This is a genomic window from Ardenticatenales bacterium (assembly GCA_020634515.1).
Taxonomy (GTDB): domain Bacteria; phylum Chloroflexota; class Anaerolineae; order Promineifilales; family Promineifilaceae; genus JAGVTM01.
Genome location: JACKBL010000004.1, coordinates 611228 through 629095, shown reverse-complemented (window position 1 = coordinate 629095; position 17868 = coordinate 611228). Strand labels below are relative to the sequence as shown.

The 17868-nt window shown below is 60.1% G+C and carries 3 protein-coding genes; 1 reads left to right on the top strand and 2 read right to left on the bottom strand.

From position 1 onward, the window contains the following. Window positions 1-61: 61 nt before the first annotated feature. On the top strand, window positions 62-970 hold the full coding sequence (locus H6650_14075; protein MCB8953131.1) for a phosphotransferase: 909 nt from the start codon (window positions 62-64) through the stop codon (window positions 968-970). A 27-nt stretch (window positions 971-997) separates the two neighbouring features. On the opposite strand, the gene H6650_14070 is transcribed toward H6650_14075, so the two are convergent. Further along, window positions 998-7258 (bottom strand): Ig-like domain-containing protein, encoded by a 6261-nt coding sequence (locus H6650_14070; protein ID MCB8953130.1) that lies wholly within the window; start codon window positions 7256-7258, stop codon window positions 998-1000. A gap of 420 nt (window positions 7259-7678) precedes the next feature. Next, window positions 7679-17704 carry an Ig-like domain-containing protein gene (locus H6650_14065; GenBank protein MCB8953129.1) on the bottom strand — a complete coding sequence of 3342 codons (10026 nt, stop codon included), beginning with the start codon at window positions 17702-17704 and terminating at the stop codon, window positions 7679-7681. Between the last annotated feature and the right edge of the window lie 164 nt (window positions 17705-17868).

Genomic DNA, 17868 nt, shown 5'->3' with positions numbered 1-17868 from the left:
GGCGAGGGGGATCATCCCCTTGTCCAGAGGCGCAATACCCCCTGCCAAGGCACGAAACATCATGTCATTCTGCCGCACGATCCGCGAACTCTACGGCGCGCATGGTGAGGCCTGGCTGGCCGACCTGCCCGCGCTCCTGGCCCGCTGCGCCCGCCGCTGGTCGCTGGAGATCGCCCCGCCGTTCCCCAACCTCTCTTACAACTACGTTGCCCCCGCCCGCCGCGCCGATGGCGTGGAACTCGTCCTCAAAGCCGGCCCACCCAATCCGGAAATGTTCACGGAGATCGCCGCCCTGCGCTGCTACGGCGGGCGCGGCATCGTGCGCCTGCTAGATGCGGACACCGACTGGGGGGTGCTGTTGTTGGAGCGACTGCGCCCCGGCACGCCACTGACCGGGGTGACGGACGACGAGGCCGCCACGCGCATTGCCGCCGACGTGATGCGGCAGTTGTGGCAGCCGCCGCTCCCTGACCATACTTTTCCCACCACGATGAAGTGGGGCGCGGGGTTGGCGCGTTTACGAAACACCTTTGCCGGCGGCCCCGGTCCTTTCCCCGCCGACCTGGTGGCCTTCGCCGAATCCTGGTACGCGGAAATGGCCGTCGCTGCTGACCTGCCTGTTCTCCTGCATGGCGATTTGCATCATGACAACATCTTGCGGGCGCGGCGGCAGCCGTGGCTGGCGCTGGACCCCAAAGGCGTGGTCGGCGAGCCGGCTTACGAGGTGGGCGCGCTGCTGCGGAATCCGTTGCCGCGGCTGTTGGCCTATCCACAGCCCCGGCGCGTGCTGGCGCGGCGCGTGGACTTGCTGGCGGAGTTTTTCGGTTTTTCGCGGGAAAAAATCGTGGGGTGGGGCGTGGCGCAGGCGGTGCTGTCCGCCTGGTGGAGCTATGAAGACCACGGCCACGGCTGGGAATCCGCCGTGGCCGTGGCCCAGCTACTGCGTGATGTGTCGGTGCGGCACACTTGAAGAGTGCGCCGCACCTGCCTCGGGGGATTAGTAGGTGATGCTGTCCACAATCACCAGCGTGCCGGAGGAAGCCGGGTTCTTGCTGCTGAGGATGGTGATCGTTACTGTGTGGCTGCCGGGACCCAGACCGGTGAACGCTTCCTGCTGCTGCACCTGCCAGGCGGCGTTGTACAGGTCGCGTGTGGACACATCCACGCCATCGACGCTGATCTTGGCTTTGCCGCACATGGGGCAATGAACGGTGGTCCAGGTGAAGCTATCGCCGTTGACGACGAACGTGGCCGTGCTGCCGGGTGACGTGGACATGCGCAGGCCGCCGTTGCTGGCCCAGGGAGCGGACAGGCCGCTCCAGCCTTTGACGATGACGCTGAGCGAGCTGTCGTCAATCGTTTGTCCATTCACGACGAAGCCATCCACCCGCGCCTCGTAGCCGCTGGAACTGGGGTTTTTCTGCCCGGCGGCGATGATGACGATGGTGTGCTGCGCCATGCTCAAGTCGCTGAATGTTTCCGTTTCATAGGCGGGGGCGGCGGCGTAGAGGTCCAGGGCGCCGACGACAGCGCCATCGACCATCACGTACGCTTTGCCCTGGTTGGGTCCGCGATAGGTGAGCAGGCTGAACGCATTGGTGACGCCGGTTTTGTACACCAGCCACTCGTTTGCCGTTTGCGAAGCACGATAGCCGCCGCCGTAGGCGTTGGCGTCGTTGCCGCCGTACCAGTCGCCGTATTGGATGTTGTAGCTGCTGTCGTCGTAGATGTTCGGGGGCGGCGCAACGTAATCTATCTCGAAACCGATAATCTGGTTTGTGTTTACGTCGCTAACGAAGAGGCGGGCGTGCGTGCTGTCCCAGGCGGCGGCCATCATTTGCGAGTCAGCGAGTGTTGCTTCTTCGACGATTGCCAGTGTGAGGGTGTCTACGACTTGAATTGTGCCGGCACTTTTGTTGGTGACGAAGAGGTAGCGGTAGTCGGCGCTTTGCGCGATCTGGCGTGGCTCATCGTCGAGGGGGATTTCCAGTAGCACGGTATCCGTCGTCAGGTCCACGACCATGAGGGCATCGCGCCAGGTTTCCGCCAGGAAGGCGTAATGGCTGTCGGCGCTGAAGCCTACGTCGATGGTGTAGGAGCTGCCCGTGGGGATGGCTGTCCAGGTTCCGTCGCTGTTTTGCCGCCAGAGCGTGTCGTTGGTGGTTAAGTAGAGCGTGCCGTTGGGCGCGTAGGCGGGACGACCGGCGCGGGAGACGAGGCCCAGAGGTGTTGTTACCTGACCGGTTGTCAGGTCGATCTCGTTGAAGATGTGGCTGTTGTAGCCGCTGGTGTACGCGGTGAGACCATCAGGGCTGATGACGACTTCCTCGTTGCCCGCGACGTTGGCGATGGTGCGCAGCACTTGTCCGCCGGCGACGTCGATTTCCACCAGGGTGTTGCCGGAGTTGTGGACGACGTAGAGGCGGCTGCCGTCGCTGTTGAAGGCGAGGCCGCGCGGCCCGGAACTGCCGGTGGCGATGCTGTCCATCACCGGCTGCATGGTTTGCGGATCGAGCAGGCTGATGCTGTTTTGGAAGCGATTGGAAACGGCGAGCAGGGAGCCATCCGGGGAGATGGCCAGACCGCGACTGCCGTTGCTGGAGAAGGGTGTATCCAGTTGGCTCAGCGTGCCGGGATCGTGCGTGGCGGCTGTGACGAAGGTGGTGTCCTGGTCCACGCCCAGCGGGTTGCCCGCCAGGTCGGCTAGAGATTGATCCAGATGCAGTGTGTGCAGCGTCCCCGTCTGCATCAGTGTGCCCGGAGCAAAAGATGCGGTGCGGTTATCCAGGCTGAGTGCGAGGTTGCCGTCGATGGCGGTGTCATTGGCTTCGAGCCAGACGGTGCTGTTGTTGACGGAGATGCGGTCGAGTGCCTCGGAGAAACTGGCGCGGATGGGGGCATAGACGGGAATGTCTATGGCATTGGCCGGGGGCACGACGCCGGTGCGCGTAGGCGGCGTATGGTCGTTGGGGTCGCCGAGCGCGTAGACGGTGAGTTCCGTGGCGATGCCGCCGGCCACGGCGAAGATGGTGTTGTTGTTGGGGCTGACTTCCAGGTCCTGGACAAAGGTGCCGTTGATGATGGGGGTGGGCATGGTGGCCACCACCTGCAAGGTTGCCATATCCATGACGGATATAGCCTGGGTGCCGCGGTTTACCAGGTAGAGGAAGGTGCCGGCGGGGTTGAGGGCAAGATGATCGGGGTCGTCGGGGAGAAGGATGTCGCCGCGGTCTTGTCCTATGATCAGGTCAATGTAGCGTAGGGATTGGTTGCTGGTGGATGGGGCGAGGGCGGCGCGTCCGTCGGGGGTGAGGACGACTTCGCCAACTGTGCCGTAGGGAATGTAAATGCTTTTGACGTTGCTGCCGGAGGCGATGTCAAAGATGTTGAAGGCGAAGCTGGAGCCGTAGTAGAGGGTGGTGTCGTCGGGGCTGATGGCGGGGGGGGAGGGGGTGCGCCCGAGGTTGAATGAGTTGATGATGGTTCCGTAGGTGGGGCTGCCGACGACGATGTCCACTTCGTGGATGTAACCGGCTCCGCCAATATCGCTGACGTAGAGGCGCGTGCCGGCATGATTGACGAGCAGACGATCCGGGTTCAGGAAACCGGACACCGACTGTACCACGCCGTCATTGATGTCCAGGAATTTGAGGGTCTTGTTGCCTGGGTTGAGGACATAGGCGGTCTGGTCATCCGGGGCGTAGACGACGTCGCGGGGATCTGTTCCCGGGCCAATGTCGTAATTGTCCAGAACCTGCCAGGTGGCAATGTCGTAGCGGGTGATGATGTTGTCGTAGTCGGTGGCGAGGAGGAGTTCCGTGCCGGCATGATTCACTGCCATCCGCTTCGGATCATGATTCGTCGGCAGCGCCGCCAACTGGCTATGGTGCTGCGGCGTTGACGCCGTGGCAATCGTGAACGAATAATTCAGCGGCGTCAGGCTGTTGCCGGCCAGATCATGAATTTCGTTGCGCAAGCTTACTTCATACGTCTCCCCTGTCGTAAACGCCGTCCAGGGGAACCAGTTCAACTCCAGACCGTCGGCGCTGACGTAGACGCGACCATCCACAAAGAAGCCGTTGCCATCCGTCACCGTCAGGCTGTTGTCCGTGATGCTGCTTGGGGCAATGGCTTCCGTAAAGCGCACGGTTACCGGCGCGAACGCATTGATGCTGTCACCGCCAGGGAGCAGTTCCGCCGTTTCTGGGGGTGTCTCGTCTGTGCCATATGCCACGGTAAACGAACTCACAAAAGGCGCGGCCAATTCCAACCCAGTGGTGAACTCCTTGATGTCTTGTACAGCGGTGGAGATCGTCAACTGGTAATCCCCTGTGGACAGATTGCTATCCGGGCGGAAGAAGAGGTCGTCGTTGTTGTTCCATTCCCATGTGCCGGAAACGGTATCGCCGCCGATCTTTTGCAGAACGAAGGAGGAGCTATCTACGGTGGCCCGGTCGATGGGGGCGCTGAAATGGACGGCGACGCCTGTGTTACGCTTGATGTTGGTTGCGCCATTTGCCGGCAACACGCTCACGACACGTGGCGGCCCCATCGCTACCCCACGCGGCAAATAAGCAAAACCCGCCCCCACATCTATCCATGTAGCGACTTCATACAACTCACTGCCGTTGAGCAGTGTCGTGTGATCATAAGAGTTGTTCACTTCCTGTAGACGCGGCGCAAACAGCGGATTCGTGTCTGTATCCCCTGTCAGCAGTTGGAAGAGGAAACTGAAGCGCGCATCTCCATTGCTGACATACTGTGTTGGTGTGCGCTCCGGTACAAGGATGGTTAGCGCCTCAAAGGTCGCCCGATTTCCTTGTAAGTTCAGGTTTCCGTCCGGGTTCCCCCCCGTATGGCAGGCCGCGCATTTTTGCTGGAAGATGGGCAGCACCTGGTCCACGAAGCTGTATATTTCACCCCGCTGCCGCAAATCCTGCGCGGGCGGGATTACGTCAATTGGACGCTCGACATACGGGAAAGCACCCACATGGCAGCCATCACAGGAACGGGACTCTCCCGGTTGCACCCAGCTCCAGACACGCTCGTGTGCCATCGCTGCGCCATTCAGATCGATCAGGTCCCAGGCAACCGTCGTGCCGGCAAGCACCTGAAATGCCGTCGTGCCCGTTTCATTAGCCGTCGCCACGCCCACCACACGCACGGGATCAAAAAACGTTGACCCGACCAGCATGTCTTCCATTTCATTGTGGCGTGGCAAACTCTGCTTGATACGCAGCCCCTGAATCTGGTTCAGGTCCATGTGATAAGGATAGTCGGGATCGCCGCCCGCGTCTTCATAGTTGGCCTGGCGGTAATCGCCGCGCAGACTGATGTCGCGCACGACAATTGTCCCCCAGTTCAGACTGGGATTGGTGTGGCTGGTGTAAGCAGGGGGCAAATTGCGCACGCGCACGGGAATAGGGGAGACTTCGTTCGTGTTCGGGTCATCGTAGAGAACGGTGTGATTCGTAGCCGTGATAGCGCGCACAATGCGGACATGGGTGATCGTGGGCGTGGCGTCCGTGGCTATGTTGATGGTGTGCTGGCCTGCCGGCAGATCAATATCGACCCGATAGCTGTATGGTGCGCCAAAGGTGAGAGAGCCATCTAGCTTTCGCTCAATATCCTGTGAGCCGCCATCGTAAACGATGCCGTCAACCGATACCCAGGCGCGATCCGGCGGATTCGCCCCATTGTCCTCGGCTACCCCACTCACTTCCAGGTAGATGCGTCCGGCATTCGCCAGATTGATGTTGTAGGTGCGAAAAGCGGGATCGACGTCTGGACCAGGCGCCGTAGAAACAGTGGTGTCATCTACCAACACGTATTCGGGCGTCAACTGCATCGTGTACAGGCCGAATCCGTTGTGCAGCGGGTCGGTGCTGGGGGTGTAGCCGTAGATGAGTTTGCTATCTGTGAGGGGGTAGGGCGTGCGGTACAGCCCATCGGGACCGATCATCAGCGGGAAGGGAAGATTTTCCTGGCTGGGGCTGCGCGTATCAAAAATGCCCATCTTGCCCGCCAACGATTCCCGGTTGGTGAAGATGCCCACCATTTCACCGGTAGAAAGTTCGCGACTCTCAAGGGCATTGGCATTTTCGCCGCCCTGCTGGTCGAAGCGGGGAGAAACGCCGCCATAGTTAACGAAACCGTTCGTACCATCCTGATTCATGCGCCAGAGCGAAAACATATTGCGCATAAAATGGAGATGGTCCCAACGGTCGAAGAGAATGCGGCCATCACGGGCAACCTGCGGATTGATGTCGAAGTTGGCGTTGTAGTCTACCTGGTGCAGGTTGCTGCCATCAGCGTGGACGATGTACAACTGCGTGGTGATGGCCTGATCATACGGCTTTGTCTCCCGCTGTTTTAGACGGTCGCTGGCGAAGATGATGCGCCCGTCCGGCAGATATTCCGGGTCCTGGTCATTGACAACCAGATGCGGCGGGTCGAACGTGATCTGATGCAGATTGCTGCCATCCAGGTTCATTTCCCAAATGTGCCAGCTATCCAGGGTGGATTGGCGCATGGAAAACAAAACGCGCTCCCCGTCGTAGGAAACCTCCGGATCGACGACCCCGCCGCCGGAATCCGCCACGTCCGTGAGTTGATACAGCGTGCCATTGGCGGATACTGGAGTGAGCAGATAGAGATCGCCGACAGCGGGCGGGTTGTTGTTAAAGACACGCCCCATGCCCGGAGCCGCGTTGGGCGGGGGAACGGGCGGATTAAACTGTTCTTTGACGAAGACAAGGCCATTGGGGAGGGCAACATTGTCAGGGGACTGGTCTACAGTGAAAGTGACGGTGAAGATGGCATTGGGGTTTTGCAGCAGGTTGCCCTGGGCGTCGGTCAGATTGGCGGTGACGGTGTGCGCGCCATTTGAGAGATTGTTGAAGCGCAGGGTCGTGTAGTTGATCCAGGTAGCCGCCGCCGTGGGCGCAAAGCCGCTGAAAACGGTTCTGTTGCCAAACGCGGCGTTATCGCTGCCATTGTAAAAGGTGAACGGCTTGGGGTTGTCATCCAGGAAGAAGGCCACATGGGGGAAGTCCCAGGGACCGATGAGGAAGTTGCTGACGCTGAAGTTTACTTCAACGTGGGCGGTGTCGATGACTTGCCCCGACGTGGGAGAGACGATGGTGATAACGGGAGAGACTTCGGGCGCGGCATCCTGAGACGCGGCGGATTGCGCCAATCCCAGGCAGGTCGCGGCCAGGACGACAAAGAGGATGGTTCGCAATAAATACCTATGCATTGTTTCAATTCCCGAGAGGTGAAGGGTGACTATTTCAGGATGAAGACGGCTCTGCGTGAATGAAGGATAGTTAAGGCCGTCACGGAATCGATGCCATTCTGGTTGACCTGGGTAAATTGGAGATGGGTTGGTGCATGACCTGGCTGTGGAAGGATGCTGACGATGGTCACTTTCTCTCACCCAGGTGGCCGTTTTTGCAATCAGGTACTCCGGTTTACAGGAGGATTGCTTACGGCAATACAAGAAAGGTACCGTGATCCGCACAGGGATTTTGTAAACTGGGATTCACTATGTAGGGGGAAATGTGTACTACGCCCTGAGAGAGCAGTACCAGCCGGGGGGAGGATGTCAGGAGAGTGGGGCAAATGGGGCGACGCACCGGCGCTTTGCGCAAGTGCGTCGCCCTGTAGCGAGGGTGTATCAGGGATGGCTGTAGCCGTCCATGAGGACGAGCATGCCGGAGGAGGCGGGATTTTTGCTGCTGAGGATGGTCAACGTCACCTGATGAGAACCGCTGCCCAGTCCATTGATGAGTTGACCATACTGGATTTGCCAGGACGGATGGTAGAGGTCAATGGTGGCAAAGACGTTGCCATCCACCGTGACTTCGACCTGGCCGCAGGAGGGGCAGTGGGCGGTGCGCCAGATGAAGGCGTCGCCTTCGACGGCAAAGGTGATGCTGCTGCCGGGGGTGGAGGCGAGGTGCGTGGCGTTGTTGCTGGCCCAGGCGGCGCTGAGACCGCTCCATGATTGGTAGGTGATGCCCAGGTTGGTGTCGTTGATGGTTTGTCCGTTGACTATCAAGCCGTCTATCCGCACTTCCATGCCACTGGAGGCGGGATTGTTCGCGCCGACGGCTACGAGGGCAATGGTGTGTTGGGCGAGATTCAGTTGGGAGAATGTGAACACCTTATGATATTCTGGCGTGGGCGCGTACAGGTCCACGGTGCTGATCAGAACGTTATCTACCTTGACGTTGAGATAGCCTTGGTCCGGCCCGACATAGGTTATCAGGCTGAATTCCGTGACGGCGGGGGTTTTGTAGGTGATCCATTCGCCCGCGGTGGAGGTGGCTCGATAGCCGCCACCGGTGGCGTTCGCGTCGGATACGCCGGTCCAATGGCCGTATTGGACGCCATAAGAGGTGTTGTCCAATATGGTGGGAGGGGGAGTAGCCGTGTTTAGGGAGAAGCCGTAGACGGCGTTGCTGACGATGTCGCTAACGTAGAGGCGTTGTCCGAGGTCGTCCCAGGCAACAGCCGTCATCTGGCTGTTGGGGAGTTCCGTCTCGCGCACGATTTCCAGCGTGAGGGTATCTACGATCTGGATGGTGGCGCTCGTTTTGTTGGTCACGAAGAGATAGCGATGGTCGCCGGATTGGGCCATCTGGCGCGGCTCGTCGCCCAGCGGAACTTCCGTGAGGACGTGGTCTTGCGTCAGGTCGAGTACCTGGAGGGCATCGCGCCATGTTTCCGCGAGGAAGGCGTAGCGCCCGTCGGCGGAGAAGGCGACGTCAACGACATAGCTGCTGTTGGTGGGGATAGGCATCCAGGAGCCGTTGCTATTTTGCCGCCAGAGGGTGTTATTTGTGGGGAGATAGAGCGTGCCATCGGGGGCGTAGGCGGGGCGGCCCGGTCTGTCCACCGCGCCCAGCGGTGATGTGACCTGCTGCGTGGCGAGATTGATGACGTTGAAGGCGCTGTTGTTGAAGCCCGTGGTGTAGGCGTAGGCATTGTCGGAGCTGATGGTGACTTCCTCGTTGGCGAGGACGTTGGGGATGGCGCGCAGGACCTGGCCGGTGGCGACGTTGATTTCTACCAGGGTGTTGCCGGGGTTGGTGACGACGTAGAGGCGGCTGCCGTCGCTGTTAAACGACAGGCCGCGCGGCCCGTCAGAGACGTTAATGGCGACGCGAAGGCTCTGCATGGTGAGGGGGTCGAGCAGGCTGACGGAGTTCTGGAAGCGATTGGCGACGGCCAGCAGGGAGCCATCGGGGGAGACGGCCAGGCCGCGGCTGCCGTTGCTGCTGAAAGTGGCGCTCATTTGGTAGAGCGGACCGGGGTCGAGTGTGGCGGCGGTGGTGAAGCTGCTGCTCTGGCCCTGGCCGAGGGGGTTGCCGGCAAGATCGGTGAGCGTGTTCTCTGCGTAGAGGGTGTGGGTGACGCCGGGGTCCAGCAGCGCGGCGGGGGTGAAGTTGACGTGCTGGTTGTCAAGGCTGATGGTGAGCGTGCCGTTGAGGGGTGTGCCGGCATTTGCGAGCCAGACGCTGCTTTCGTTGATGCTGAGGCGGTCCATTGCTTCGGAGAAACTGGCGCCGATGGGGACGTAGACAGGCACCTCCGTGGCATTGTCGGGCGTCAGATCGGTGATGGTGGGCGGGGTGATGTCGTTCATGTCGCCGGGTTGGTAGACGAGGACCTGGGAGGCGAAACTGCCGGCAACGAAGAAGACGTACTGGCTGTCGGGGCTGACGACGAGGCTTTGGGCGAAGGTGGTGTTATTGCCTTGCGCCGGCATTTGCGTCACGATCTCCAGCGTCCCCAAATCCATCACCGTGATCGCGTTCGGGGTCGTGCGCATCACCATATACAGATAACGGCCATCCGGGCTGAGCGCCATGTGGTCCGGATTATCCGGCAAGGGGATTTCACCCCGATCCTGGCGCGTCGTCAGGTCAATCAGGCGCAGCGCCAGCGTATTGTTGGATGGAGCCAGGGCAAAAGAGCCGTCCGCCGACACCACCACGGGATTCACCGTGCCATAGGGCAGCGCGATGTTGGTGACCACTGCGCCCGTTGCCAGTGACAGGATATTGAACGTCAGCGGCGCGCCGAAGTAGAGATACTGGTCATTGGGGCTGACGACGGGCCGACTGGGCGCGTTGCTGAAAGAGAACGTGCGCAGAACCTGGCCGAAGGTGGGGCTGCCCACGGCCACGTCCATTTCGTGAATGGCATTCGCGCCCGTGTCCGTGACGTAGAGGCGCGTGCCACCGTGGTCCGTGGTCAACCGGATCGGGTTGACAAAGCCGGTGGTGGTGTGCAGGATAGCGCCATCGCCGAGGTTGAGGACTTGTACGCTTTTGTCGCCGGTGTTCAGGACGTAGACCTGGGCATCATTGACGGCGTAGGCCACGTCGTAGGGGTCGAGGGCGACCGGGTAGCGGGCCAGTTCTTGCCAGGTGTTCAGATCGTAGCGGATGAGCTGGTCGGTGAATTTGCTGGCGATGATGATTTCCGTGCCGGCATGATTCACGGCCATGCGCTTCGGATCAGCATCGGTGTTCAAGGCGGCTACCTGGCTGTGGTGTTGTGGCAGCGGTCCGTTGACCGTGTTGAAGCTGAAAGAGGCCGGCGTCAGGCTATTGCCCGCCAGATCGTGCAGCCCGCTGCTCAGCGAGACCGTGTATGTCTGCGCCGGATCGAGCAGCGTCGCGGGCAGGAAACTAACCGACGTGCTGTTTGGGTTGATGTAGAAGTTGCCGGCAACCGTCGCGCCGCTGCCATCAACGATGCTGATGGTGCTGTTGTTGATGCTGAGGCGATCCAGTGCTTCGGAGAAGCTGGCGCTGATGGGGGCGTGGATCGGCACATCCGTGGCGTTTCCGGGGGAGAGGTTGGTGACGGTAGGCGGGGTGATGTCGTCCATGTCGCCGGGTTGGTAGACGAGTACCTGGGAGGCCAGACCGCCGGCCACGAAGAAGATATATTGACTGTCTGGACTGATGACGAGGCTCTGCGGATAGGTGATGCCGTTGCCTTCTGCCGGCAATTCCGCCACAATCTGCATCGTTCCCATGTCCATTACGACAATATCCTGGCTGGTGCGCATCACCATGTACAGGAAGCGTCCATCGGGGCTGAGCGCCATGTGGTCTGGGTTATCCGGCAAGGCGATTTCCCCCTGATCCTGGTGAATGGTGAGGTCAATCAGGCGCAGCGCCAGTGTGTTGCCCGATGGAGCCAGCGCGAATGTTCCGTCCGGCGAAATCACCACGGGACTCACGGTGCCATACGGCAGGGGGATATTCTTCAAAACGTTGCCTGTACTGATGTCCAGGATATTGAAGCCGAGAGGCGTGCCGAAGTAGAGGTGTTGGTCATCCGGGCTGATGGCCGGGCGTGAGGGGGGCTTGCCGAGGGTAAAGGTGCGCACGATCTGGCCGAATGTGGGGCTGCCCGTTTCGACGTCGATTTCTCTGATGGAGCCTTCGCTCAGGTCGTTAACGTAGAGGCGCGTGCCGATGTGGTTCAGGGTCAGGCGCTCCGGGTTGAGGAAGCCGGTGGTGGTGGCGGCGATGGTTCCGTCGCTGAGGTTGACGAACTGCACGCTTTTGTCGCCGGAGTTAAGGACGTAGACCAGGGTGTCGTCGGCGGAGTAGGCCACGTCGTAGGGATCGGGGCCGACCGGGTAACGGCCTAATTCTTCCCAGGTGTCCATGGCGTAGCGGATGAGCAGGTCGTTAAATTTGTTGGCGACGATGATTTCCGTGCCGGCATGATTCACGGCCATGCGTTTCGGATCAGCATCCGTGTTGATGGCGGCCACCTGGCTGTGATGTTGCGACACCGGCCCGGCCGTGCTGAAGCTGTACGCCGTGGGCGACAGACTGTTGCCCGCCACGTCCCGTACGTCGCTGCTGAGTGAGACGGTATATGTCTGCGCCGGGTTGAGCAGTGATGCCGGCAGAAAACTGATAGACATGCCATTCGGACTGATGTGGAAGTTGCCATCAACCGCCACGCCGCCGTCGTTGGTCAGGCTGATCGTGTCGGTGGTGACGGTCAGGCGATCCAGCGTCTCGGAGAACGAGAAGCGAATGGGGGTGATCACGGGATTATCGCTGCTGCCATTTGCCGGCTCCGCGCTGTCAAGAACGGGCGGCGTCACGTCTTCCGGATCGGCCATTTCAAAAACGAGAATGTCCGCGGCCAGCCCACCGGCGACGGCGTATATTTGCTGGTTGTCCGGGCTGACCACCAGGCTCTGGACGAACGCGACGCCAGCTTCGAGTCCGGGCAGGTTGTCCACAATCTGCATGGAGGCTGTGTCCAGGACGGCCATGCCCTGTGTGTTGCGCAGGATGATGTAGATGTAGCGTCCATCCGGGGCGATGGTCAAGTGATCGATGTTGTCGGGCAGGGAGATCGGGCCACGATCCTGCTCAATACGCAGGTCGATCAGGCGCATCGCCAGCGAGTTGCTGGAGGGCGCCAGCGCAAAATCGCCGCTGGGGGCCAGGGCAACGGGAGCCACCGTGCCGTAGGGGAGGTAGATGCTGTTGGTGATGTTGGCGCCGCTCAGGTCGAAGATGTTGAAGGCGAAGGGGGAGCCGAAGTAGAGGGTGGTGTCGTCGTCGCCGATGGCCGGGCGGGAGGGAATGCGCCCGAGGTTGAAGGTGCGCACGACCTGGCCGAATGTGGGGCTGCCGATGACGACGTCAATTTCGTGGATGTAGCCTGTGCCGCCGGTGTCGCTGACGTAGAGGCGAGTGCCGGCATGATTGAGGCGCAGACGGTCAGGATTCAGCATCGGCGTGGTGATCGAGGCGATGATGTCCGTCGTGCTTAAGTTTACGATCTGGATGCTTTTGTTCGTGCTGCCCAACACGTAGGCTTTGGAGCCGTCGCTGGAGTACTGCACGTCGCTGGGGCCGCCGGGAACGGTGTACACGCCAATTTGCTCCCAGGAACCGACGGCGTAGCGGGTGAGCAGGTTGTTGTATTTGTTCGTGACCAGGATTTCCGTGCCGGCATCATTGATGTCCATGCGTTTCGGGTCAACGTCCGTAGACATCTGGGCCACCTGGCCGTGATACTGCGTCTGGGGCGTGGGAACCGTGGTGAAGGCGTAGGAGAGCGGCGCGAGGCTGTTGCCGGCTTGATCGTGTACGCCATCATTCAGGCTTACGGTGAATGTCTCGTTGGTGGTCAGCCAGTTTGCCGGCATAAAGTCCGCACTGCTGCTGTCCAGCGAGACATGAATGGACCCGGCCACGGGCGCGCCGCTGCTGTCCGTGACGGAGAATGTCGTTGTGTTCAGCGTCAGGCGGTCAATCGGTTCGGAGAAGTTAACGCGGATCGGCACATGCACGGCCTGGTCCACACTGTCCGCCGCGGGCGCGTGATCCAGCACGGTGGGCGGTGTCACGTCGTTTGGATCGGCGACGTGGTAGACGAGTACGTTTGAGGCCAGGCCGCCTTCGACGGCGAAGATGAGCTGACTGTCCGGACTGATTGCCAGACCCTGCATATAGGAGGATTCATCCCCTGATGCCGGCAAATCCGCCACCACCTGCCACGTCTTCATGTCCATCACCGCCAACGTCTGCGACTCGCGCATGAGCATGTACAGGAAGCGGCCATCGCCGCTGAGGACCATGTGGTCCGGATCGTCTGGCAGGCGAATCTCGCCCCGGTCTTTATTCTGGTACAGGTCAATGAAGCGCATCGCCTGGCCGCTGGTAGCGGGAGCCAGGGCAAAAGCCCCATCGGGTGACAAAACCACGGGGCTGACTGTGCCATACGGCACGTAGATGCTGGCCGTTTCACTGGCGGAGGCCACGTCGAAGATGTTGAAGGCGAGGGGAGAGCCGTAGTAGATAGTCTTATCGTCGGCGCTGATGGCCGGCCGCGAGGGAACTTTGCCTAAATCGAACGTGCGCAGCAACTGGCCGAATGTGGGGCTGCCGGCAACCACGTCTACTTCATGGATGTAGCCTGTGTTGCCAATGTCGCTGATGTAGAGGCGATTGCCGGCATGGTTCACCAGCAATCGAAACGGCGAAACCAGCCCCGCCTCAATAGTCGCCAGAATCGCGCCGCTGCCCAAATCAAGGATCTGCACGTTATTGGCCGTCGTGTTCAGCACATACGCTTTTGTCCCGTCTTTGGCGTAAGCCACCTCAGAGGGTCCCGCCGCCACGGGGTAATTGGCAATTTGCGCCCAAGTGCCCACGACATAGCGTGTCACTTTGTTGTCATATTTGCCGGTAACCAGGATTTCCGTGCCCGCCTGATTGATCGCCATGCCCTTTGGATCGATGTTCGTTGGAATCTGAGTAATCTGGCTGTGATATTGGGCCGTCGGCTGCGTAGCAATCGTGAAGCTATAGCTCACCGGATTCAGGTCGTTTTCCGCCAGGTCGTAGATGCCGTTGTTCAGATGGACCGTGTACGTTTCTCCTGCCGTGAAGGACGACCAGGGGAAGAATTTTGTCTCTAGCCCGTTGGCGCTGACGTAGATGCGTCCGTCCACGTAGAAGCCCTGGCTATCCGTGACCGTGAGCGTACGCTCATTGACGCTGCCCGGATTGATCGCTTTGTTGAAGCGCACCGTCACCGGCTCGAACGGGTTGGTGTCATTGCCGCTGGGGAGCAAAGCCACGGTCTGCGGCGTGTTGTTGTCGTATCCGCTGACGACGTTGAAGGAACTGGTAAAAGTGCCACCCAATGCCGTACCCGGTCCGCCATCCTGGATGTCCAGAATGGGGCCGCTGATCGTCAGTTGGTAGCTGCCGGAGGAGAGGTTGCCGTTGGGTTGGAAGTAAACGTCCTGGTTTGTGCCCCAGGTCCAGGTTCCATAGGCGATGTTGCCGTTGCTGCGCCGCAGGACGAAGGTGCTGTTGTTGATGGTGGCCCGATCAATCGGGGCGTTGAAATGGACGGAGACGCCTGTGTTTCGCTTGATGCCGTTTGTGCCGTCTGCCGGCAAAACACTGACCACCTCAGGCACACCTTGATGCACACCCTCCGGCAAATAGGCAAAGCCCGCGCCCGTGTCCAGCCAGGTCGCAACCTCATACAATTCGCTGCTGGAGAGCATCGTGGTATGGTTTGCCTGGTTGTTGATCTGGTTCAGGCGGAAGGTGTAAAGCGGCGTGATGTCCGTCTTGCCACTGAGAAGCTGGTAGAGGAAACTGTAGCGGGCATCGCCGGGGAGAATATACTGCTCCGGCATACGACCGGGGACGACAGTCGTGAGGGCGTCAAACGTGGCACGATCCCCCGTCAGGTCCAGGTCGCCATCAGGATTCTGCCCCGTGTGGCAGTTGTCACACCGTTGCTGGAAAATCGGCAATACCTGGTCCACGAAACTGTACACCTCGCCCCGCTCCCGCAAATCCTGCGCGGATGGTATCGGGCCAATAGGACGCGCGTCATAAGGGAATGCGCCCTCGTGGCAACCGCCGCAAGAGCGTGTTTCACCCGGCTGCACCCAACTCCAAACGCGCTCATGGGCAATCGCTCCGCCATCGTCATCAATCAGGTCCCAGGCTGTAGTTACGTTAGCAAGCACCTTGAAAGCCACCGTCCCGGAAGCGTTCGGCGTTGCTACACCGACCACACGCACCGGGTCAAAGAGTGGCGCGCCCACCAGCATATCCTGCGCCTCGCTGCGGCGCGACAGATTCTGCTTGACGCGCAACCCTTGAATCTGGTTCAGGTCCATGTGGTAAGGATAGGAGGGATCGCCATCCGGGTCATCGAAATTCGCCTGGCGGAAGTCGCCGCGCAGGCTGATGTCGCGCACAACCACCGTGCCCCAATTCAGGTCCGTGTTGATCTGGCTGGGATACGTGGGAGGCAGGTTGCGCACGCGCACCGGGATGGGGGAAACCTCATTCGTGGTGGGATCGTCATAGAAAACAGTGTGGTTCGTCGCCGCAATAGCGCGCATGATGCGCACGTGGGTGATGGTGGGCCAGGCGAACGTGGCAATGTTGACGGTGTGCGGACCGGCCGCCAGGTCAATGTCAATACGATAGCTGTAAGGTTTGCCAAAAGTGAGGTCGCCATCCAGCTTCCGCTCAATATCCTGCTCGCCGCCGTCGTAAACGACGCCATCTACCCGCACCCAGGCGCGGTCGGCCAACAGGAAGCCATTGTCGTCGGCGATGCCGCTTACTTCCAGATAAATCCGGCCCGCCTCTTCCAGGTTGATGTTGTAGGTGCGAAAAGAGTTGTTGGTAAAGGGGCCGGGGGCCGTGGAAACGGTCGTGTCGTCCACCAGCACGGACTCGGGCGTTAACTGCATGGTGTACAGGCCAAAACCGTTGTGCAGCGGATCGGTGCTGGGCGTGTAGCTGTAGATGAGCGCGTCGTTCGTGAGCTGGTAGGGCGTGCGGTAAAATCCTGTGGGACCGACCATCAGTGGGAAGGGGAGGTTTTCGTTGTTAAAACTGCGTGCGTCGAAAATGCCCATTTTGCCGGCCATGGATTCCCGGTTGGTGAAGATGCCTACCATCTCCCCTGTCGAGAGTTCGCGGCTTTCGATGGCGTTGGCGTTCTCGCCATTCTGCTGGTCGAAGCGCGGAGAGACGCCGCCGTAATTGACGAAGCCGTTCGTGCCGTCCTGGTTCATGCGCCAGAGTGTGAACAGGTTGCGGATGAAGTTAAGATGATCCCAACGGTCAAAGAGAATGCGGCCATCGGTGGCGACCTGGGGATTGATGCCAAAGTTGGCGTTGTAATCGAGCTGGCGCAGATCGCTGCCGTCGGGATTGACGACATACAACTGCGTGGTGATGGCCTGATCATACGGTTTCATCTCCCGCTGCTGCAGGCGGTCGCTGACGAAGAGGATGCGCCCGTCGGGGAGATATTCTGGGTCCTGATCATTGACCGCCATAAAGGGGGGATCAAACGTGATCTGGCGTAGGTTGGTCCCATCCAGGTTCATTTCCCAGATGTGCCAGGTTTCCATGGACGTTGCGCGCATGGCAAAGACAACGCGCTCGCCATCGTAGGAGACTTCTGGGTCAACGACGCCGCCGCCATTGGCGGCAACGTCTGTGAGTTGGTATAGCGTGCCATCAGGAGTTGCCGGGCTGAGCAGGTAAAGGTCGCCGACGGCGGGCGGCATGTTATTGAAGACGCGGCCCATGCCGGGTGCGGCGTTGGGCGGGGGCGTGGCCGGGTTGAATTGCTCTTTGACGAAGAGCAAAGCGTTGGGCATTTCTACGTTGTCTGGCGTCTGGTCTATGGTGAAAGTGACGGTGAAGCTGGCTTCCGGGTTGGTGAGGAGATTGCCTTGCGCGTCCGCCAGGTGGGCCGTAATGGTATGCGAGCCGTTGGGCAGGGCGTTGAAGCGCAGGGTGTCGTCGTCCAACCAGGTGGCCGCGGGCGTCGGGGCAAAGCCGCTTATGACGGTTTTGTTACCGAATTGGGCGCCATCGCTGCCGTTGAAGAAGTCAAACGGCGTCGGATTGTCGTCGAGGAAGAAGGCGACGTAGGGGGTGTCCCAGGGGCCAACGACGAAGTCGCTGAGGCTAAAGGTGACTTCGACGTGGGCGGTGTTGATGACTTCGCCAGAGGTGGGGGCGGTGATGGTGACGGTGGGGAGGCCATTGATGGCGTCGCTTGTCTGGCCTGGCCGGGCGAGGCCAAAACTGGCGAACAGGATGGTGAAGAAGACGAGGAAGCGAATGAGGTGGGGCTTGTTCATGTTCAGGACCTAGTAGTGAAATGAGTACTTGACAGACTGGAAAATAGGGGCTGTCTACCAAAAGGAGGTTGTTTTTGGTTCGCTACTAAGGTTATTATCTAAGAATATAGATAACGTTTCTTAGTATTCCCATTAAGTCATGAATGGGGAAATGTTTTCCAAAT

Bases quoted from the DNA above. Each gene is read 5' to 3' on its own strand.
- H6650_14075 (MCB8953131.1), top strand. From the start codon at position 62: ATGTCATTCTGCCGCACGATCCGCGAACTCTACGGCGCGCATGGTGAG.
- H6650_14065 (MCB8953129.1), bottom strand. From the start codon at position 17,704: ATGAACAAGCCCCACCTCATTCGCTTCCTCGTCTTCTTCACCATCCTG.
- H6650_14070 (MCB8953130.1), bottom strand. From the start codon at position 7,258: ATGCATAGGTATTTATTGCGAACCATCCTCTTTGTCGTCCTGGCCGCG.